Raw genomic sequence first — 20,037 nt, 5'->3', positions numbered from 1 at the left:
AATATGACACGGTGCAGGACATACAAAGCTTGACGCGAAGTGTAGAGCGACGGAAATACTTGAGGGTTACCATCGTCAACATCGCAAAGCCTAAAGAAAAAAAGCATTTTCCCAAGCAATGAAGCGTTGCTGAAAATGCTTTACAAAACTACGAGGAATGTCACTCGTAAATGGACAGGGCGTGTACAAAACTGGGACTACGTCCCCCATCATCTCTCCATTTGATTCCTCGACGAGATCGAACTATATTGCGTAAAGCTTTACTAGGATAGCGTTTACATTAGTAGTTTTACAGCACCAAGTGCCTGATATATTTAATATAATTACATATATGACAATTGTCAACAATTTTGAAAAGCACGTTGAAGCCAAGGAGATACACAGAGGGTTTTACGAGTCGCTTCCTACGTCAACAGAGGCAACAAGCCGTTTCCTGTTTCAGCAGGGACGGCTTTTTCTTTTGTGTAACTGTGCTTACATAAGGATATTCGTGAAATTCTCAGGCTGATATAACAAGTCTTAACCTAGATTAAGAGATAATATCAGGTTTCTGTCATAGTAGCAAAAAAACGCGCAGAATAAGGCTTTCTCATCGCCGCATATATTGATTGATCTGCTGTTATCGCCGTTTCAAATCAACGATCCATGTACAGAAAATACGAATTATTCTCCATCTATCCAGAAATTTGAATATTATAGTACAATCGCAAGGCAGATATGCAAAACATCCTCTATTATCAGGAATTCTATTGTAGCAAGTCCTACATTCTCTTTTTCATTCTTCTCGTCCCCTTTTTTTTATTCGATTCATTGGTGCCGCGGATTGACCGATCCAAAAATATGATATGGCGTTATCCCATTTGCAAATAGGCTATCAATCAGTCCGACCAATTCTTCTGACGATAGATCTTTGCCGTTGCGTATCCAAATGCGAAACATAGATATTAATGTTGATATGTAAAACTCAATGATATATGGTGCTAAAGCATCATCTGATGGATAATCCACAATCAATTGTTCAAAGGGAATTTCTCTTTTCAGGCGTTCCACAAAATGCACAGAGCCATAGTCACCCAAGAGAGCTTTCAGAATTGAAATTTCCTCTGCATTTTCCAAGCACTGAAGTGCATCTTGGAAAGTATGTGTAGAAAACTCTCTGCCTGCCATTTCCTCGTTAATGGAATTTAAAATACGTTCTTCAACACAGTCCAACAAATCATATATATCTGTAAAGTATTGATAAAATGTACTGCGGTTATATCCTGATTGGTTAGCGATCTCTTGAATGGAGATTTTTTCGATTGGTTTCCGGCTATATAAATCGCAGAATACATTTACAAATGACTGCCTTGTTTTGTCCGTAATTTCAGGTTGCTTATGCATGATTCGCCTCCATTTTCTGTGCAATCTGTTCATCCAATCATACGACAGATATTAAAAATCTGATGGTTGATGACCATATAAAGAATTCATACAATAACATCATACAACATGTTGTTGGATTAATAACAAGGAGTCAAAAAATAAATATTTACAGGAGATAATATGCGAATTTTATTTTTCGGTAGAGGTGTAATATCGACCCAATATGCTTGGGCTTTTGAAAAGGCAGGGCATACAGTAGAGTTTTACGTTAGAAAAGGGAGAAAAGAAACCTTCGGAAGCCATATAGAGCTTGAAATGTGGGATGCACGAAGAGGGAAACAGCTAATACAAGAAAACTGGAACGTCAACCTGCATGAGGAGATACGCTCAAATTATGATCTTATTATTGTAAGTGTAACCACGGAACAACTTCCAAAAGCAGCACAATTTCTATCGACTGTTGCTGGAAACACCCCTGTCCTCATTTTCAATAACATTTGGCAAGATTTGAAATCATCGATCTCACCTTTGTCTATGAACAATGTTGTCTTTGGGTTCCCAGAGGCCGGCGGCGGCATTGCTGACAATAGGCTTAGAGGCGGCTTTTTGAAAAGGCTATTTCTTGAAAAACCACGGGCAGGCACTGAACATATTAACAACAAGGTCAAGGAACTATTTGAAAGTGCCCATCTTAGAATTAGTTGGATAAAGGATATGCAAAACTGGCTATGGAATCACTTTGCCATGAATGCGGCTGTAGAAGCCGAGGTGTTGAGACTGGGAAGTTTTCCAGCACTCTTGAATCATCAGGACTCATTCGCCAATGTAGGGAAGAATATGAGGGAAATTGCACCTGTACTTAAAGCAAGAGGTGCTAAAATTGATATAATTTCTCTGCTGCTGACTAAGATTCCACCCCCACTTCTCAGTATGCTTTTTAACAAGGTTATTTTTGCAAAGGGCAGCTTACCACGACTTTTCATTGAATACAACAATACTAAAGCAGGTTTTTCGGCACTTGAAGTTGTGAAAGAAGCAAAAAAATTGGGTATACCTTTACCACGTCTTACTGCAGCTTGGGAAAATAATGAGCCACAAAACGTTATTGGAAACTGATTCACCCGACGAACAGAAGCCACAACCACTGCTTTGTGCTAAATATATTATTTGGGTAAAAACAACAATATCCCGAACTTTAGAAGCTTCGGGCTAAGTAGCTATTTAAACAAATACATAGGACCCCAGAACACTACTCCCTCACCAACATCGCTACCGACTCCACATGCACCGTATGCGGGAACATATCCACCGGCGTTACCTCCACCGTACGGTATCCGCCATCCTCCAGCACTCTTAAATCACGTGCCAAGGTACTCGGATTACAGCTCACGTATACCACGCGTTCCGGCTTCATCTCCAGGATGGTATCGAGCAAACGCGGGTCGCAGCCTTTGCGCGGGGGATCAACGACAATGACGTCGGCTTCGATGCCTTGTTCTTTCCAGCGCGGGATGACGTCCTCGGAGGCACCCACTTCGAACTTGACGTTGCGCATCTCATTCAGCATCGCATTACTGCGCGCATCCTCAATGGCCTCGGGCACAATCTCTACCCCGTACACCTGATCCGCATGCTGCGCTAAGAAAAGAGAGATCGTTCCGATGCCGCAATACGCATCAATAACCGTTTCTTTGCCGCTCAGTCCGGCGTATTCTACCGTTTTTCCATACAGCACTTCGGTCTGTACCGGATTGACCTGATAGAACGAACGCGGAGAGATCGCAAATTGTACATCCCCGATAAAATCATAGATTACATCCCGGCCCCACAGAACACGGGTCTCATCGCCGAAAATAACGTTCGTTTGCTTTTTGTTCACGTTCTGACAGATGCTCGCCACTTGCGGAATCGCTTCGCGGATACTGCCGATCCACTCGTCTTTGTGTTGAATATCACGACCATTCGTCACCAGCACGAGCATCATCTCACCTGTACGGAACGCCTTTTTCACCACGACATGACGCAACAGACCCCGGCCTGTTTCTTCGTTGTATGCACTTATTCCAAGGTGACTGCCGATTTCCTTCACCTTCGCCACAACTTCGTCATTGTGCTCGTGCTGAATAAGGCAGGTCTCCATGTCGATAATCCGGTGGCTTCCTTTGGCATAAAAACCACCCACCAAACCGCCTTCGGTCACCCCAATCGGCACCTGTGCCTTATTCCGATAACGCCACGGCTCGTCCATGCCCATCGTTGGCAGGACACGAATCGCGTGTTCTGTATTTTCTTTGTTCGTGGTATCTTCCACCATCACGTTCAGCTTCCCGATCCGCTGCAAATTATCGATCACAAGCTGACGTTTCCACGCCAGTTGACCAGCGTAGCTCATATGTTGAATCTGGCATCCGCCGCATTGATCGTAGATCGGACATGGTGCGGATACACGGTCCGGACTAGCTTTGACGATCTCCAGCAACTTGGCGTAGCCGTATTGCTTCTTGGTTTTCATGACACGCACGCGCACGGTTTCTCCCGGAAGAGCCCCCTGCACAAACAGTGTGTATCCGTCCGCACGGCCAACACCCTCGCCGTCATGGTTCATGCCAATGATCTCAATGACGGTTTCTTCATTTTTGCTAACAGGCAATCCTTCGATTGGCGCGGATTCACGCGCTCTGCCTTTGGAACGCACACCAGAAAGAGATGCACCGTGTGGCCGCACCTCTTTACCTGACTGACTTGTAGATGGACGAGTTGATTGACTTGGCTGACGGGAAGCTGAAGCTTTCCCTTTTCCCTGAGGGGCAGCCGAATTCCGGCGGTTTTTTCCACGACCGCTGCGGTTCGTATTAGACAACGTATGTTCACTTCTTTCTTATATAGTACACCGCCTGCAATGACAGTGAGCTGAATTTGAGTTAATAAAAGAATTTCCTTATCACGCCAAAAATAACGTTCCAAAATTCTAACGAATCTCAGAAACGTTATTTCATTGTAACATCTACCGATGGAACAGCTGCAGATGATGTTTTAGATTGGTAAACGTTGCTGGCAGTGTACCGCCCAGTTCACCATCGAGATTCAGTTGCACATACCCCGGTGAAGTGATTTCCATGTGATCCGTCTGGAAATGAACGACCTTTTTGTCGTTCAGATGTTCCCCGCGCAGCGCCAACGTAACAAGACGAATCATATCCGCCAGGTTACATTTGCGTACACCGATTACATCAAACATCCCATCATCGATGGTTGCTCCCGGAGCCAGCTTCTCGAAGCCGCCGACGGAGTTGGTATTTGCAATGAGGAATAGCATGAATTCGTCATGAATTTCTTCCTGGCCGTGCGCACGAATGATTAATTCCTGCGGGGACAAGCTCGCCATTTTCTCAATACCCTTCATATAGTAGGCCAGTTGCCCAATCATCGTTTTCAGACGACTCGGCACTTCATAAGTCAGTTCGGTTAACGATCCGCCGCCGGCAATGTTGATAAAATACCTGTCATTCGCCTTGCCCAGATCAAGTGGGCGTGTCTGCTGTTGAATAACCAGATCTACGTAATCTTCCCATTGTCTTGGAATACCCAGCGCACGTGCAAAATCATTAGTCGTTCCCAAAGGAAATACACCCAGCGGAGGACGATTCTCCCGCTCGGCCATCCCATTAATAACCTCATACAACGTGCCATCCCCACCAGCAGCAATAATCATGTCATATCCGCGTTCAATCGCAATTTCCGCTTCCCGGGTTGCATCGCCTTCCCCCGTTGTTGCGTGACACGAAGCCTCTATGCCGCCTTGATCCAAACGCTGTAAAATATCAGCCAGACGTTTCTTCATTTCTTCCCGGCCTGAAGTCGGATTATATATTAATCGAGCACTTTTCATCTGATACGCCACCTATTCCACATTATCCATGAGTCAGAATGACCTCATCTTCTTACGCTGCATCAGTCCACCAAGAGGTACTATTTAACTTAATACAATCATGACTTTCCGTTAATCCTGCCCGAACAATTCGTTCCATATATAACTATGCCAGAGGAATTTCGTCTCATTCCAAAAGCGATTACTTCTATCATATCATCAAATGTAAAGATGTCCTAGCCTATTTGAGCCGTGATTTTTTGCACAAATCATAACTCAAAAAGTCCTTTATCCTAATAAACATGGCATAGCCAACTTGAAACTGATCCAACATCCTTCTTTTTCAAAAGTACCCATTGATCTTCCATTCTGCCCGCTTGAACAGGAATTAATCTTCGTACCTTCTACTGCTATCATTCAATTATGACAAAAATATACGGCAAATTTACAAATCTTAATATAAAAATATAAATCAAATCAATATTTTTCCAGTACCATTGAAGTACAAAACTCATCTATACATAACTTGCTTCACTCTACTACGTTTACAAAGGAGTGTTACGTGATGCACAAAACAAAGAAATTTGTACTTATGCTTATGGTTACCCTGCTCGCCTACTTGCCTATAGGCACCGTTGTTGAAGCTGCTGTCATTAATCATGATCAAGTCGTCGGTTTCCAGGAGGTCACACCCGTAACTGCCACGCAGATTACAGCCAAACGTTTTCAACCGTTCCTGAAGGTTTATCATGGATGTGTGCCTTTTCCTGCCGTTGATGCCCACGGCAACACCAGTGCCGGCTTGGCAACATCCGGATCACACAATGGTGGCTGCGGCTCCAACCTGGGCCAGGTCTACTCCCGTTCTGCTTGGCACAATGGGGTATGGGCAATCATGTACGCATGGTACTTCCCTAAAGACAATCCTTCTCCCGGATTTGGACATCGTCATGACTGGGAAGGCATTGTGGTATGGGTAGATAATCCGGCTGTAGCCAACCCGAAAGTACTCTCCATCGCCTATTCTGGTCATGGTCAGTTTACTAAAGTATCTCCAAACAACAGCAACATGCAGGGCGATCATCCGAAAATCTCCTATAATAGCACCTGGCCGCTCAACCACGAGCTCGGTGTTACCAACGTTGTTGGCGGAACGCAGCCTCTCATCGGTTGGGACGACCTGACTCCAGCAGCACGTAATGCCCTGAATACAACGGACTTTGGCAGTGCCAATGTACCTTTTAACGACAACAACTTTGCGAACAATCTGAATAAAGCCTGGTTTAGATAATTAGTAGATCATTCATTTACACAAAAAAACCACGTCGTTGGACGTGGTTTTACGTTGTACAAAAATAGAAAATTCCATTGATACCTTACATCTTTCAATCTCCAGCTAACTTAATCTTCAACCTTATTACACCGTTCCAGCAAAACGTGAATCTGGCGCTCCAACCACTGACCCAGCAATGGATGGGGCAATAAGGTCTCACCGCTATATGCATATTCCAGATCCTTAAGCCGCCTCGGAATAACATGCTGCGTAAAATAACCTGCACTCAAAAACAGCGGTGCCACAATAACGCGACTTCCACGCTCTTCGCTCCAGTATTTCACCTTGTCATACACACTTTCCGGATTCAGCAACGCATAGTCCGTATGAGCAACTGCGCTAACTTCATGTACATGCTGCGCAAGGGAGGAAATGCCTGCTTCCCAGCGCTGGAGGAATCCATCATGGATGCTGCCATGTCCGACAAGTAAAATCGTCTCCTGCTCAGGTTGCTGTGACAGTGACCGAACTTTATCCCACACCATCACCGCAATATCAGGATCATGATCCATCGGATAACCAAAATGAACCCGGGCTTTTACTTCAAATGGTTCGAGATCCGTTTCACGTTCAGGTGCATCTTTCGCCCCAATCGCATATTCTATCTCATCCACATGGGTACTGCCAGACGATACAAACAGAGGCACAACCAGTATATCGGTCACACCTTGAGCCTCCAGCCGGTTAATACCGTCCTGGATCAAACGCCCATCCACCAATTCCAGAAATCCGGCTTCAACAGGTAACGGATCAGGCAGATTCAACCGGGAAATCGCGTCATCGACGGATTCTACCCAGATCTTCTCCTGTGAACCGTGACTAATGATGAGTACACCCGGCTTCTTCATAACTTAGCGTCCCAGGCGTTCCAGTGTCATTTTATAACCATCGTTACCGTAATTCAGACAACGTTTAACACGCGAAATCGTAGCCGTGCTTGCGCCCGTCTCCGCTTCAATCTGGTTGTAGGTGTTACCTTTGCCAAGCATACGTGCCACTTCCAGCCGCTGAGACATGGATTGAATCTCGTTTACGGTGCAGAGGTCATCAAAAAAGACATAGCACTCTTCAATATCCTTTAGTGTCAAAATGGCCTCAAATAGTTGTTCAATGCTTTTATCATTTAGCTTTTTCAGCTGCATTTTATCATCATCCCCTAGCGGTTACTGTGTACATACATTGTACCTACCCTGAGTTGGTATTTCAAGCGTTAACGATTTCACGCACTACAGAACGAAAACACATGTTACCGCTTACAAACAGTACTATTGTCCTCTCAGGGTGGACATCAAGCATAAATATCCCGTTTTTTGCCCACTTGAGGTTAACATTTCCGATTATTTATCTAGGATTTCAACCTTTCAAATTGTTACAAATTTGTGTCCAAACTTCATTTTTATTCCTAAATACATCTTCTAAACACACTGGCACAATCTGCGCCCAAATCCGCAAATATCCCGTTTTCCGTGACATCTGCCTACGCCGCCTCTCCGCGAATGACATACAGTATATCAAAAGGGAGTTCCACCCTGCTTGTTATTGTCTTATCCCACACGATTGATTTCTCGATGCAACGGAATTCCGAAATCTATGGTGGAACACAATTCCGAAAAATCTAATATAGAAGGAACGTGATCGTTCATGCCACAGCATTATTACCATCGCCAGCCCGGAACAAGGCAGCGTCCGGCTCCTCATGTTCAGCGGCAAGCTCGCACTTCGGCATATGTACCTTATGAAACTGTGCCACGCTCTTTGAATGAAGCTCAGCTTCAGCCGATGTACCCTGGAGTTCATCCGACTTACCCGGGCTTCGCTGAAGTCGAAGCATCCGGTCTTGTACCTTACGGGCAAGGCGGATCTGCCGGAAACCTCTACGCAGGTGCAACTCCGGTTGTTCCAGTCGTTCCTGACCCAGCTCCTGCCTCTTCAGGTAGTTCCGGATTTTCCCTCGCCAATCTGGGTGAATTAAAAGGAATGATTGACCGCTTTGGCGGCATCGACGGTATCATGAACGGCGTTGCCAAAATGCAAAAAGTGGTTGGCGGCATTCAGCAGATGGCACCGATGATGAAGCTCGTGATGGGCATTCTGCCGTTTGGAAAAAATAAAAATAGCAGCAGCGAGGCGGATGCCGACTTCGAAGAATACTCGAAGCCACGCCCGCGCAAGCGCCGCAAAAAAACGACGGGTACGCAGCGGAAACGCAGCTCGTCTCCGGCTCGCCGTAAAACGGCAGCGGCTAAACCGCGTCCCAAAAGACGCAAAAGCTAGTTCCATCCAGGCACTCCCTCTCAGAAGGCGGGTGCCTTAACCTTTTTTTGCGCAACACATAACACATGGCTTCGTCCATGCTCCGCTCCCCTTGGCCCTGCTCTCTGTTTAGAAATGTTACATTCAATAAAATATTTAAGAACTTATGTTCTCACTACTGGAAAATGAGGTATACTAAAGAAATCTAAAGGAGGCAGACCATGGAACTGTTCAAAGACAAGTATTCACCGGCTCTCATTGATCGTACCGGCAATCAGCTGCATCAATTTTATCCTCAGCTACAGACACAGCAATTTCGGGAACTGGTTTTCGCTGAAGGCTGGGAAGCGCTGGAGTTCAAGGCAAGGATTCGCCGAATCACGGAATCTTTGACCCAGGTACTGCCGGCCGATTACGAAGAAGCATTACATATTTTAGAGCAGGCAGCTCCGCAGATGCGGGGTGTTGAATATCTTTTTGTGCCTGACTTTATTGAAGTGAATGGGACTGCACCGGACAAGTACGAGCTGTCCATGAAGTATCTTACGGTATTTACACCGTATTCAAGCTCCGAGTTTGCAGTAAGGCCGTTCATTCAACGTTATCCACTCAAGACGATGAAACATATGATGGAATGGACGGAGAGCAGCGATGAGCATATTCGCAGGCTGGCCAGCGAAGGCAGCCGTCCTCGTTTGCCATGGGGAGCCAAGCTCGGGGAATTCATTGTTGATCCTACACCCGTGCTTCCAATCCTGCATGCGCTACGACAGGACGAATCCCTATATGTACGAAAAAGTGTAGCGAACCATCTGAACGATATTTCCAAAGATCATCCGAATCTTGTTCTTGATCTGGCTAAAACTTGGTACGGTCAACACCCGCATACCGACTGGATTATCCGTCACGCGAGTCGTTCATTGCTCAAAAAAGGTCACCCTGCTGCACTGAGCCTCTTCGGCTACCATAAGCAGGAGGCCGTTCATATTGAAAACCTGAAGCTGGATCGGGATCAGATTGCCACGGGTGAGGATCTTCATTTTTCATTTGATGTGGTCAATACAAGTGGTGAACCACAAATGCTGAGGCTCGAATATGAGATCGGATATATGAAGGCTAATGGCAAACAGGCACCCAAACGTTTTAAGTGCTCTGACAAAATGTATGCAGAAGGCCGCAGCAAGGTCGCTACAAAACAATCGTTCAAACTGATTACCACACGTAAGTATCACCCAGGTCTGCACACGCTCACGATCATTGTAAATGGGCAGGAAACGGAGACCGCTTCTTTTGTGCTTGAGGCAGACTAAAACCTCGGAACGTGGAACTCCATTTAGTTATGCACAAGTTTGTATTAACGAATCACTTATGCACATGTGGATAGAAAATAATGACCGCCAGGCTACCACTCTTGGAGTAACGATCTCTCGTTTGCTCGCGCGGCTCGCCTGACGGCTCTTTTTTTGCTCTTTTCACATTTATGTTTTTTATGTTTTATCTTTATCCGTGTAACCATCCAGCCTACTTAAACCAGCCACGCTTCACAAACCAGGCCACCATACAGCCCCCTAAAACAAACATCAGTAAAAGCACAGCACCGTAGCCATACCTCCATTGAAGTTCCGGCATATGGGCGAAGTTCATTCCATAAATGCCTGCAATTAAGGTTAGCGGCATAAATACCGTCGTGATGACCGTCAGTGTTTTCATAATCTGATTCATCCGGTTCGAATTCAACGAGATATAACTGTCGCGCAGGTCTGCCGTCATCTCCCGATCCGCTTCGATCATATCCGTCAGTTTGAGCAGATGGTCATAAATATCAGTAAAATACGCGGTGTGTTCTCCCGTTCGCTGTACATGCTGCGAATTAATGACCCGGTAGAGAAGATCCCGCATCGGGACAACGGTACGTCTAAGCTTCAAGAGTCGACTACGCAGGTCAAACACCTGATTCATCAATTCTTCCACCGACTCCTGACCACCTCGGTTTTCCAGTTCAGCCAGCTCATCCTCTATGGCAAACAACGACGGAAAGTAATGATCAACCAGTTTGTCCATTACTGTATATGCTGCTGCCACCGGTCCTCTTGCCCAGATTGTACGTTCATGTGCATGTTTCAGCAGCCGATCCCAGGCCTCATCCACTTCTTCCAGTTTCCCATGATGGAAGGACACCAGAAAGTTCTGTCCCAGAAACAGGTCCACCTCTTCTGCCTCGAGCGTGGCTGGATTCAGCGCATGTAATACAAGAAACTGCAAATTCTCATAGTAATCCAGTTTTGGACGCTGTAATACATGCAAACAGTCTTCAATAGCGAGCGGGTGAAAATGAAAATATGTATCCAGCAGCCGGCTTTCTTCCTCCGTAGGCTGGTTGAAATCTGCCCATATCCAGGCATAATCGTTCAAATCCAGCTGCTCCAGCGGCATGTTCACCGTGATTTGATGATCCTGTGTAATGGCAAGTGTGCGAATCATGGTTTAGACCACGTCCTTGTCTCTGATCAAAGTTCTTCATTTCATTGTACAACCTGGACAACAAAAAAAGCCAACCCGGTTGGCTTCTCTCATTTCCCCTATCCACAGGAAGGTTTCTTTTGGTTTATCATTCCACGGATGGCTATCCACATATCCAGCCTGTCCACACCTGCGTGCACAGGCATTTCTTCAACTCGTTGTATAATTATCCACATATCCCGATATTCACATGGTTATAAACAGGTTAGCGCCCTGCTTGCTGTATACGATCCACGAATACTTGGCTCTTCTGTTGACAACAATTTAGAAAATGATCCAGTACAACAGACCTGCAAGGGCTCCGGTAATTGGAATCGTAATGAACCACGTAATAATAATACGTCCAGCCAGTCCCCATTTTACAGCGGAGAAACGTTTCGCCGAACCTACGCCCAGAATCGCGGACGTGATCGCGTGTGTCGTACTTACCGGGAGATGCAGCAATGTTGCTGAGAAAATAACGGATGCAGCAGATAGATCGGCAGCAAAGCCGTTAATCGGTTCGATTTTAAAAATCTTGGTCCCCATCGTTTTGATGATTTTCCATCCACCAATTGATGTTCCCAGGGCCATAGCTGTTGCTGCGGAAATTTTAACCCACAGCGGTACATCGAGATTATCTTGTACTTTGGCTGCGACGAGTGCAAATGTGATAATCCCCATCGCTTTCTGTGCATCGTTCGTACCATGCGTAAATGCCTGCAGGGCAGCTGTGAAAATCTGTACCGTACGGAAGCCTTTATTCACATTGTGCGGACTGCGTTTCGCAAACACATATTTGAGAATCGTCATGACGATATAACCAATGGCAAAGGCAATCAGAGGTGATATCAGCAAACCTACGACGATATCTGAGAATCCGCTCCATTTGACTTTGTCCGAACCGGCTCCGACGAGTACAGCACCTGCGAGCGCTCCGATCAATGCATGTGAAGAGGAGGAAGGAATTCCAAACCACCAGGTCACCAAATTCCAGATGATTGCGGCAATCAAGGTAACAATGACGACCTCAATCCCGTTCTCAAGCTTGGTGGGGTCGGTCACGCTACCCCCAATCGTCTTCGCCACGCCTGTAAACATCATCGCACCGACAAAGTTCATTACCGCTGCCAAAATAATGGCACGGCGCGGCGTCAGTGCACGTGTTGATACCGAGGTCGCAATGGCATTGGCTGTGTCATGAAATCCGTTAATGAAGTCAAACGCCAGTGCAAGGAAGACGACTATACCTAATACCCAAATCGTTGTTTCCATTATTCTCTGGCTCCTTAAGAATTACGCATGATGATGGATTCAAGAACGTTCGCAACATGTTCGCAAGCATCCGTTGTTGTCTCAAGACGTTCGTAAATCTCTTTGCGCTTGATCAATTCAATCGGATCGGATACAGTAGCGAATAGATTCTTGATGCAGTTACGCAATACTTCGTCGCCTTGGTTTTCCAAATCATTCAGACGAATCGTATATTCCCGAATCGCCAGCAATTTTTTCTGGGATAACAAATGAATCGCCTTCTGGATTTCGTAAGCCGATTCGCGCAAAATCTCTGCAAATTGAATGATATATTCGTCTGGTTCCACCAAATTGTACATATAGAAACGGGAAGCTGTTGCTTCAATGCCGTCCAATACGTCATCAAGAGTTGTTGTCAGTTCCATAATATCATCGCGTTCGATCGGCGTGATAAATGTTTTGTTGAGTTCTGTAATGATCGTGTGCACGTAGTCATCACATTTAGACTCGTACTTTTTCATTTCATTAGCAAAAAGAGTTACATCCTGAAGGTTGGAAATATGCTGGGAGAAGTAATCTGCCGCTTGAACAACCGTATCTGCCATGTTCTCCAGTGTTTCAAAAAATATGTCCTTCTTCTTCTTAATCTTCATAGCTCTATCCCCTCTTCGAGAAATTGCGCCGATAACCGATGAAACATGAAATGACAACCTTTGATATCTTATCATATTTGTTTCATGGTTTGTACAAAAGCTGTGATCCTTTTTTATATTCTTCTCATATTAACCTGAAATGAATCGTAATTATTTGGAATTATGGCAAAATCAGACTCGGATTTTACACTGCGTTTACAAAATTGCACAAAAGTCGACACATAACCCAAAGCAATTTTTTATAAAAAGCGCCACTTTACGACAACACATCGTCAACATTCCATCATTATTTTCAGCGATTTCTTTCATTTCATCCTGCACAGATGATTCATCCGACTGTTCTGATATTTGTCTATTGTCTGTTATTGCTCTGCCAGCTTCACATGATCCGTAAATTGTGGATGGTTGGGTACGATGTTAATAAAGGTTTTTCCCGGTACAAGATTCATTTCACGTCCATCCTTCACAAAACGAATAATATCCCCTTTTTTTCTAACCCATTGCCCGCGAATCATCTTGCCCTTCTGAAACAACATTGCCTCACCGCCATAATCCAGATTGACAGATATTCTGCCTACTTCGTCGAGCACCTTATGGTCTGCCCCTGCAACAATAATATTCGCTGCACCAAGCTGATTACCGTTATCTTTATCCTTGTCTGGCTTCCCATTCACCAATCTCATATATCGTCCGCTAACTTCATCATAATCATACGTTACTTTATAACTATTTAATAAATAATGGATTTCAAACCGCTTGGCGTTCTCCCCCGTAGACGTGGCTCCTGCCTCGTCATACTTGTACACAGGAGATTGGAATTCATGACTGTACCCCTTCTTGCCTGCTCCTTCTCTGAGCTTGTCCACAGAGGTATATAGATTGTGAGGAGCTTTACGGTCTTTGGAACGCCAGAAGTAAGGCCCGCCATTCGAAATTTCATCCATATGCTGTTTACGCTGTTTTTGTAAAATCGAATAGGCTTCCGGACTACCTCCGGCATGAATAAGCAGCCCATCATAACTTTCACCCAGTTCGATAAGGTACGGGCGAATGCTGCGTATAGGGCCAACCGTCTCTGCTCCCCCTTCACTCTGGAAAATGGCAATGAAACGAGTAATGCCGCCTTCGGCAAGCACCTCAATAATAATGTCCGCTGCACTCAACCCCGATTGGGGACGTGCTGCTGGAGCATTATTGATCATCACTGCCAGCGGCCGCTGCGTAGACGCTTTCTCCACGGCTAGTCCCGTGAAAGGGGCCGTAAAGCCAGAATTAACAGGTTCCTCCACAGGCTTCTCTTCTTGAACGGGCGCAGGTGTGGGCTCCGGCTGGGGAATTTGGGCGACCTCTTTGTTCTGGCAAGCAGCAAGACTCATGGCAAGAAAGCAGATTGATGCTGCCGATACGGCTTTGCTCCAAAAAAAAGACTTCAATATAGGACCTCCTGAATGATTTGGCTGACTCTCATCTGTTTGTCATGTGATATTTCTCTCATACAGACAACCATCTCTCGTATTTCTTTCCATTTAATCACAACACTTCCGTTTTGTCTGCGCCTAGTAAGCCTTGTCTCTGCTCAAAAATCACTTTTGAATCATGAAATGAGCAAATAAATATGTCCTAAATGTGAACTTCTTAAACCTTACTTAAAATTTGAACTAGATTGTGATTTTAATCACAAACAAAAGCATCATCGGACTATACAATAAAGACATCAAAGGTGATCACTTAGAAAAACAAAAACAACACACACTAGATTCCATAAAAGGAGTGGTTTATATGTTTAGCTTCAATCAATGGCTTAGAGAAAACAAAGTGGCAATGTGGATTTTGACAGTACTTCGGGTGTATATCGGTTATGACTGGATGACTCACGGATGGAGCAAATTGACTGGCGGATTCCAAGCAGGAGGTTTCCTTGCAGGAGCACTTGAAAAAGCAACAGGCGATCATCCAGCCGTTCAAGCTTGGTGGGCAACGTTTCTTGAGAAATTCGCCATTCCGAATGCCGGATTATTCGACTTCGTGATCCCGCTCGGTGAATTCCTGGTAGGTTTGGGACTCCTCCTTGGATGCTTCACAACAGTTGCAGCACTGATGGCGATGGTCATGAACTTCGCGTTCCTCTTCTCGGGTACAGTAAGCACGAATGCTCAACTGGTTCTGCTCCAAATCTTCATCGTTGTCGCTGGTGCAAATGCTGGTAAAATCGGTCTGGATCATTGGGTGCTGCCTTACCTTCGCGGATTGTTCAATAAGGACAGAAGCATTCAGCCAACAGACACGCCAACCATCACACCCACTAAAAAAACAGCTTAATCATTAAAAGTATATAAGATATTCGGCCCCGCTTCCTCCCCTTGAAGCAGGGCTTTTTATTGCATTATTTTCATTCGTTTGTTCAGAACCTGACAACCACAACCTACAATCATCTGCTCTTATTCCCAGCCACTGCCGTCTTCAACCCATTGTGCATCCAAGGCTCTACACTTGCTCACTAGTAGAATCCCATATTATGATGGTTATAAAGTCAACAGAACAGAAGGAGTATCCCTATGCCTACGCAGCGCCGTCTCGAAACTGATGCCGATTTCCAGGAAGCCATGACCTTAAAACATAAAATCAGGGTATTCAAAGATAATCACCAGATCGACTCTGGCGGCATTATCATTCGTTTTGACGAGAAAACCGTTGTTGTTCAGTCCAGTGTCAGTGAACTGGCCTACCATTCACGTACCGAATGTGAGTTATTCGAACTTCGCAAATAGTCCTGTCATGAACACTAAAAAAAGGTTCCACGCAGTCAGCCAGCTGACCGCAGGAACCTTTTTGCTTATTTAAAATCATATTACTGTATTCTTCATTTCATTTGACCATGAATGACTTGCGCCATCTGAATCAGACGTATCTGTTCTTATCTGCTCCAAGTTATATGTCGCCACCAAACTGCCAGCAATTCAAACTTAATGTGCCGCAAGCATACGATTGAAACAAGCGCTTCGCTGTGCGAGACATATCCGCTGTGCCCATCGCGTAGAACAATGGTGCCAGATGTTCCATACCATAGGACGGAACTGCCGTCCGAGCATGAGGAGCTTTTTTTTCATACAGAAACAATTCTCTGGTATGCCACTGTTGCAGACGCTCAGCGAGCCAGTCATCGAACTCTACGGCCCAATCCTGGGGCTCGTCATCCTGTGCCAGCATTCTCAGATTATGCACCGTTCCCCCACTACCGATCATGAGCACATTATCATGTCTGAGCTGCTCCAGCATACGTCCAATATCATATTGTTCTTGCGGAGAACGCAGTGAATCCACCGATACGGCAATAACCGGGATGTTCGCTTCAGGGTACATATGCAGCAGCGGCACCCATACGCCATGATCCAGCCCCCGCCCATGGACAGGTCGATGTGGCAAGTTGCTACGCGAGAATAACGCACAGATCTCATCTGCAATATCGGCCTGACCTGCTGCGGGGTATTGTATGTTATACAACGCTGAAGGGTATCCGTAAAAATCATGCAGGGTCTGATGGGATTCATCCATCGTCACCGAAGGCTCGGGACAATCCCAGTGTGCGGTGAATACAACGATGGCCTTTGGAGCCGGCAGCCTGTCTCCAAGCTCGTTCAAAAATTGAGTGTAGTCACTGCTCTCCAACGCCAGACTGGGAGAACCATGCGCAATGAATAGTGCGGGTAATGTCATTGCTGCCAACCTCCAGACACGGATAGGATGCTTACATCTCTATTTTACCCCGAAGAAGGCGCTTTTCCAAGTTAATACCCGTTACTTTTGACTGATGACTTTTGACTTATCGCTTAGATCATCCAATGTTGCCAGTTCTCTTCGATCTTCTGACGCTCCCCGAGCCATTCTCTCGTACGTGTGATCAGTTGTTCACGCTCTTTACCGGATGAGAAGGTGTGATTGCCCTGGAAAATAATCTCCTTGTCGCAACGTCCTTCCTGACGCATCCAGAAGACCTTCTGATACAGAAACGCATAATCTACAGGGATGACCTCGTCCGAAGTACCGTGCACAACCAGCACATCGCCGCTGAACTTCACCGCTTCCTGGAATGGCTGATGCTCTGCCAGAGAGTTGAAGAATTTGGGAGTGAATCTGTAACCGAGATAATCGGCAGCTCCTGCTTTTACACCGTCATCATACACGTCACGGCCCGTAATCTTCACAATATCGTTAAACGGATAACCCACAGCCGACCACATCACGAGGTTTTTAACCCGTTTGTCCCGTACAGCAGTCAGCAGTGCAACTGCTCCGCCCAAGCTATGTCCTATCAAAGTCACATGGGTAGGGTCTACATCGCTGCAGTTCACAGCATAATCCAGCACAGAACGAGTCTGCAGTACCATAGACTCCAGCCCTTCTGCTCCGTATTCACCGCTACTCTCTCCGCAGCCGATGTAATCGAAACGCAGCACCAGATATCCGTCTTCCGCGAGTTCACGGGCTGTCTTCACAAACAAGCGATCCACTCCAATTCGGCTTCCTACGAAGCCGTGGCAGATTACAGCCAAAGGAACACGTTGCTGACGTGTCTCCTCTTTGATATCTTTTACAACCGGATAGTGAATCGTCGCGGTTAACTCCTCTTCTCCGTGACGGATGCTGATCTGACGTTCCATACCGATTTCCCCTTTCCATGGTGACCTTGATATATAAGTTGAACTAAAGTTTTTACACGGCCCACTCCGATGACAGAATAACCTTACAATCGCTGTTATCCCCAGATTTTTTGTTTCCTTTGTCCAAAGGGGAAAATCCGGTGATAAAGGCGAACGCTTCGCTTTTTCAGGTTTTTTCTGTCCTCTCCGTTAGAGTGTAAAAGAAGAGTTCAAATTATATTGCAGTTCCTCGTTATATATTCAACTTTCACGTTAATTTTGTTTAATCCGATAAGTTTAGTGAGTATTAAGAAGATATTAGTATATTATCATCCCCACACCCGCAAGTCAACGCGAGAAACGATACAATTATTTCGTCCAGAGCTGTTCTGTTTTGACCCCATTTTCCTGTAAAAAAAGAGCCTGACTGTATTCAGCCAAGCCCCACAAGTTCTGTCACATTTCAGTTCAGTTCCTATATTCATTCCATGTGCATGTCTGCTATGTTGCTCCTTACGATCCTACTCATAGCTCCTGCGGAACATCGCATGCGTCTCGATTCGTCCGTTCCACTCATGCTGCTGACCTGCTTCCTCGTTGTCCCAAAAACTTTTGCCCTGCCAATTGTCATCGTTCAGTTCTTCGCCAAATTCCGTATCCTCCCCAGCCTCTTCCAACGGAACCACCTCATCCACGACACCACGGGAATTACTATTGAGCAGCATCTTACGTGTCAGATCTGATTGTTTATCCATGCTAACCACTCTCCTATCCATCATTCATTTCGGTTTGGAAATGCTACTATTGTGATGGATTAGGCAGCCCTTTATTCATGGTTCACAGAATTGTTGCTTCTTCGGATCAAGCCAGGTATATTCAGCCATGCGCAGGGGAAAATAAACCCAAAATCACAGGCATGCCTGTCCCGTAAGCCTGTTACCGAAAGGAATGTACTCATGGCACATCTACTTGGATGGATTCAGCATCATGGAAAGCTGGTGCTCCTATGCACCTGTGTTGTGCTGGCCTGCATCGGACTATGGGTGAACCACAAGCAGTTATTTTATAAGGAATGACTTTGCGAAACGAGAGCCCTTCCCGTATACTAAAATACCGTCAGGGTCTTCGGAGAATGGAAGATCAGAACGTGTGAAGACAGGGGGGAGCAAGCATTGGGGATTTCCTATAAAAAGCTGAAAGAAATACAAAATCGGCAAATCACAGAGATGAGTCGTATGACACCAGATAACGTGCAATTCTATAACCAGATTAGCACCATCGCACGGCAGGCTCCGGCAGACGAAAGAGCACAGGAAGAATGGATTCTTGCTGCAGGAAAAGCCATTGTACAAGCACAAAAGGATAACAAATCAGTTCGCGAACTGTACAGCTCTGATCTTGAACAGGATATTTACGTTCAACTTGGAATAAGTGATACAGATAAAGATAAGCAATCAGAAGCAGACATAGCAATGAAAACCGATACTATTGCGGCAAACACCAGCAAAAGAAACCGTCCCGAAGAAAAGCAAAACACTCCGAAATCACATACCAATTCTTCGGGGAATTTTAACAAAAGTATTAAAGCTAACACAGCTCAAGCTGCTGATCCTTCAGAACCCACCGAACCCGTGAAACGAACACCCAAATGGTACGTTATGATTGCCTGGGCAGCGATATCCGTTGTGTTATTTATTCAGGGGTGTGCAGGTTTGTTCTTCGGCTTAACCGACGGGGATACGGAAGCTTTCGAACATATCAGCCTGTTCTCTCTCATCATTGCCGCTGTAGGTGGAATTGCACTCGTGGAGATGCTGCGCCGATTAGCAGAGCGTCCAGACGATCAGGGAGAGGACAAAAACCTCCTGCCTAAAGTTAATGTTCGGGGCGTTGCCATTTACATCGTTATTGTTGTGCTTGTTCTCTTCGTCGGTTACCCACTCCGGGATAAACTTCCTGTGTTTTACCTAGCACCATGGGTGAGTGCCGTCATTGGTATTGCAGGACTTGCTCTAATCCGGCCTCTCTTTGGGCAGAAAAGGCAGGTATAATCAAAGGATACACACTAAGAGACCGTTGGTCTCTTTTTTTATTGTATGAAGATGGGTTCTCTAATCGTTATACAAGTGCAGACTCTGCTCCAGTTGGAGCTGATTGCCCAGTTTACTGCTTTTG

Annotated in this window: 19 protein-coding genes and 1 pseudogene; 8 read left to right on the top strand and 12 right to left on the bottom strand. The window is 45.6% G+C overall.

The annotated features are described in order from the left end of the window. Positions 1-49: 49 nt before the first annotated feature. A pseudogene (locus ACUTVW_RS17685) lies at positions 50-225 on the top strand (IS256 family transposase); the annotation flags it as partial. Between the two features lie 582 nt (positions 226-807). On the opposite strand, the gene ACUTVW_RS17680 reads toward ACUTVW_RS17685, so the two are convergent. Next, positions 808-1,383, bottom strand: coding sequence for a TetR/AcrR family transcriptional regulator (locus tag ACUTVW_RS17680; protein ID WP_445646999.1), 576 nt, complete (start codon positions 1,381-1,383; stop codon positions 808-810). A 162-nt stretch (positions 1,384-1,545) separates the two neighbouring features. On the opposite strand from ACUTVW_RS17680, the gene ACUTVW_RS17675 reads away from it, so the two are divergent. Beyond that, positions 1,546-2,481, top strand: coding sequence for a ketopantoate reductase family protein (locus ACUTVW_RS17675; RefSeq protein ID WP_445646998.1), 936 nt, complete (start codon positions 1,546-1,548; stop codon positions 2,479-2,481). Positions 2,482-2,614: 133 nt separating this feature from the next. Here the strand turns inward: ACUTVW_RS17675 and rlmD are convergent, their stop codons facing one another. Both rlmD and ACUTVW_RS17665 read right to left on the bottom strand, forming a co-directional pair. Beyond that, on the bottom strand, positions 2,615-4,225 hold the full coding sequence (rlmD, locus tag ACUTVW_RS17670) for a 23S rRNA (uracil(1939)-C(5))-methyltransferase RlmD (RefSeq protein WP_445646997.1): 1,611 nt from the start codon (positions 4,223-4,225) through the stop codon (positions 2,615-2,617). A gap of 144 nt (positions 4,226-4,369) precedes the next feature. After that, positions 4,370-5,254: a diacylglycerol kinase gene (locus tag ACUTVW_RS17665; RefSeq protein WP_445646996.1), complete on the bottom strand. Its 885-nt coding sequence runs from the start codon at positions 5,252-5,254 to the stop codon at positions 4,370-4,372. A 571-nt stretch (positions 5,255-5,825) separates the two neighbouring features. Here ACUTVW_RS17665 and ACUTVW_RS17660 point away from each other — a divergent pair. Beyond that, on the top strand, positions 5,826-6,524 hold the full coding sequence (locus ACUTVW_RS17660) for an NPP1 family protein (protein ID WP_445647086.1): 699 nt from the start codon (positions 5,826-5,828) through the stop codon (positions 6,522-6,524). A 110-nt stretch (positions 6,525-6,634) separates the two neighbouring features. Here ACUTVW_RS17660 and ACUTVW_RS17655 read toward each other — a convergent pair whose 3' ends face one another. Together ACUTVW_RS17655 and ACUTVW_RS17650 are read right to left on the bottom strand one after the other, a co-directional pair. Next, entirely contained in the window at positions 6,635-7,414 is a 780-nt protein-coding gene (locus tag ACUTVW_RS17655) for a sirohydrochlorin chelatase (protein ID WP_445646995.1), read from the bottom strand. Positions 7,415-7,417: 3 nt separating this feature from the next. Continuing rightward, the gene (locus ACUTVW_RS17650) at positions 7,418-7,708 is read right to left on the bottom strand and encodes a YerC/YecD family TrpR-related protein (protein WP_017690665.1); all 291 of its coding nucleotides are present in this window, start codon (positions 7,706-7,708) and stop codon (positions 7,418-7,420) included. A 499-nt stretch (positions 7,709-8,207) separates the two neighbouring features. Here ACUTVW_RS17650 and ACUTVW_RS17645 point away from each other — a divergent pair, with 499 nt between their 5' ends. After that, positions 8,208-8,840 (top strand): tyrosine protein kinase, encoded by a 633-nt coding sequence (locus tag ACUTVW_RS17645; RefSeq protein ID WP_445646994.1) that lies wholly within the window; start codon positions 8,208-8,210, stop codon positions 8,838-8,840. 200 nt (positions 8,841-9,040) lie between these two features. Further along, the gene (locus ACUTVW_RS17640; protein WP_445646993.1) at positions 9,041-10,129 is read left to right on the top strand and encodes a DNA alkylation repair protein; all 1,089 of its coding nucleotides are present in this window, start codon (positions 9,041-9,043) and stop codon (positions 10,127-10,129) included. Positions 10,130-10,340: 211 nt separating this feature from the next. On the opposite strand, the gene corA is transcribed toward ACUTVW_RS17640, so the two are convergent. The 4 genes from corA to ACUTVW_RS17620 all read right to left on the bottom strand — a co-directional run bounded on the left by corA (position 10,341) and on the right by ACUTVW_RS17620 (position 14,658). After that, complete coding sequence (corA, locus tag ACUTVW_RS17635) at positions 10,341-11,300, bottom strand: magnesium/cobalt transporter CorA (RefSeq protein WP_445646992.1); 960 nt, start codon at positions 11,298-11,300, stop codon at positions 10,341-10,343. A gap of 303 nt (positions 11,301-11,603) precedes the next feature. Beyond that, on the bottom strand, positions 11,604-12,593 hold the full coding sequence (locus ACUTVW_RS17630; protein ID WP_434748045.1) for an inorganic phosphate transporter: 990 nt from the start codon (positions 12,591-12,593) through the stop codon (positions 11,604-11,606). 14 nt (positions 12,594-12,607) lie between these two features. Then, positions 12,608-13,225: a DUF47 domain-containing protein gene (locus tag ACUTVW_RS17625; protein WP_434748046.1), complete on the bottom strand. Its 618-nt coding sequence runs from the start codon at positions 13,223-13,225 to the stop codon at positions 12,608-12,610. 362 nt (positions 13,226-13,587) lie between these two features. After that, a complete protein-coding gene (locus ACUTVW_RS17620) occupies positions 13,588-14,658 on the bottom strand; it encodes a DUF3048 domain-containing protein (RefSeq protein ID WP_445646991.1) in 1,071 nt (356 codons plus the stop codon). 346 nt (positions 14,659-15,004) lie between these two features. On the opposite strand from ACUTVW_RS17620, the gene ACUTVW_RS17615 reads away from it, so the two are divergent. Continuing rightward, positions 15,005-15,544, top strand: coding sequence for a DoxX family membrane protein (locus ACUTVW_RS17615; RefSeq protein ID WP_445646990.1), 540 nt, complete (start codon positions 15,005-15,007; stop codon positions 15,542-15,544). A gap of 236 nt (positions 15,545-15,780) precedes the next feature. Then, entirely contained in the window at positions 15,781-15,993 is a 213-nt protein-coding gene (locus ACUTVW_RS17610) for a hypothetical protein (protein WP_123064805.1), read from the top strand. Positions 15,994-16,153: 160 nt separating this feature from the next. On the opposite strand, the gene ACUTVW_RS17605 is transcribed toward ACUTVW_RS17610, so the two are convergent. From ACUTVW_RS17605 to ACUTVW_RS17595, 3 genes are all read right to left on the bottom strand, one after another. Continuing rightward, the gene (locus ACUTVW_RS17605; RefSeq protein WP_445646989.1) at positions 16,154-16,939 is read right to left on the bottom strand and encodes a DODA-type extradiol aromatic ring-opening family dioxygenase; all 786 of its coding nucleotides are present in this window, start codon (positions 16,937-16,939) and stop codon (positions 16,154-16,156) included. A gap of 113 nt (positions 16,940-17,052) precedes the next feature. Further along, positions 17,053-17,883, bottom strand: a complete 831-nt coding sequence (locus tag ACUTVW_RS17600; protein ID WP_445646988.1) for an alpha/beta hydrolase — start codon at positions 17,881-17,883, stop codon at positions 17,053-17,055. A 500-nt stretch (positions 17,884-18,383) separates the two neighbouring features. Further along, positions 18,384-18,617, bottom strand: a complete 234-nt coding sequence (locus ACUTVW_RS17595; RefSeq protein WP_445646987.1) for a hypothetical protein — start codon at positions 18,615-18,617, stop codon at positions 18,384-18,386. 417 nt (positions 18,618-19,034) lie between these two features. Between ACUTVW_RS17595 and ACUTVW_RS17590 the strand changes: the two genes are divergently transcribed. Beyond that, positions 19,035-19,913 (top strand): hypothetical protein, encoded by an 879-nt coding sequence (locus ACUTVW_RS17590; RefSeq protein WP_445646986.1) that lies wholly within the window; start codon positions 19,035-19,037, stop codon positions 19,911-19,913. The last annotated feature ends 124 nt before the right edge of the window (positions 19,914-20,037 follow it).

Source organism: Paenibacillus sp. TSA_86.1 (assembly GCF_052691815.1).
The sequence above is the reverse complement of the archived record's forward strand: the minus strand, read 5'-3'. Positions and strand labels throughout refer to the sequence as shown.

Excerpts from the sequence above, each read along its gene's own strand:
- corA (WP_445646992.1), bottom strand. The coding sequence starts at position 11,300 with ATGATTCGCACACTTGCCATTACACAGGATCATCAAATCACGGTGAAC.
- ACUTVW_RS17645 (WP_445646994.1), top strand. The coding sequence starts at position 8,208 with ATGCCACAGCATTATTACCATCGCCAGCCCGGAACAAGGCAGCGTCCG.
- ACUTVW_RS17650 (WP_017690665.1), bottom strand. The coding sequence starts at position 7,708 with ATGCAGCTGAAAAAGCTAAATGATAAAAGCATTGAACAACTATTTGAG.
- ACUTVW_RS17615 (WP_445646990.1), top strand. The coding sequence starts at position 15,005 with ATGTTTAGCTTCAATCAATGGCTTAGAGAAAACAAAGTGGCAATGTGG.
- ACUTVW_RS17625 (WP_434748046.1), bottom strand. The coding sequence starts at position 13,225 with ATGAAGATTAAGAAGAAGAAGGACATATTTTTTGAAACACTGGAGAAC.
- ACUTVW_RS17680 (WP_445646999.1), bottom strand. The coding sequence starts at position 1,383 with ATGCATAAGCAACCTGAAATTACGGACAAAACAAGGCAGTCATTTGTA.
- ACUTVW_RS17660 (WP_445647086.1), top strand. The coding sequence starts at position 5,826 with ATGCTTATGGTTACCCTGCTCGCCTACTTGCCTATAGGCACCGTTGTT.
- ACUTVW_RS17655 (WP_445646995.1), bottom strand. The coding sequence starts at position 7,414 with ATGAAGAAGCCGGGTGTACTCATCATTAGTCACGGTTCACAGGAGAAG.
- ACUTVW_RS17600 (WP_445646988.1), bottom strand. The coding sequence starts at position 17,883 with ATGGAACGTCAGATCAGCATCCGTCACGGAGAAGAGGAGTTAACCGCG.
- ACUTVW_RS17640 (WP_445646993.1), top strand. The coding sequence starts at position 9,041 with ATGGAACTGTTCAAAGACAAGTATTCACCGGCTCTCATTGATCGTACC.
- ACUTVW_RS17610 (WP_123064805.1), top strand. The coding sequence starts at position 15,781 with ATGCCTACGCAGCGCCGTCTCGAAACTGATGCCGATTTCCAGGAAGCC.
- ACUTVW_RS17665 (WP_445646996.1), bottom strand. The coding sequence starts at position 5,254 with ATGAAAAGTGCTCGATTAATATATAATCCGACTTCAGGCCGGGAAGAA.
- ACUTVW_RS17630 (WP_434748045.1), bottom strand. The coding sequence starts at position 12,593 with ATGGAAACAACGATTTGGGTATTAGGTATAGTCGTCTTCCTTGCACTG.
- ACUTVW_RS17595 (WP_445646987.1), bottom strand. The coding sequence starts at position 18,617 with ATGGATAAACAATCAGATCTGACACGTAAGATGCTGCTCAATAGTAAT.
- ACUTVW_RS17675 (WP_445646998.1), top strand. The coding sequence starts at position 1,546 with ATGCGAATTTTATTTTTCGGTAGAGGTGTAATATCGACCCAATATGCT.
- ACUTVW_RS17605 (WP_445646989.1), bottom strand. The coding sequence starts at position 16,939 with ATGACATTACCCGCACTATTCATTGCGCATGGTTCTCCCAGTCTGGCG.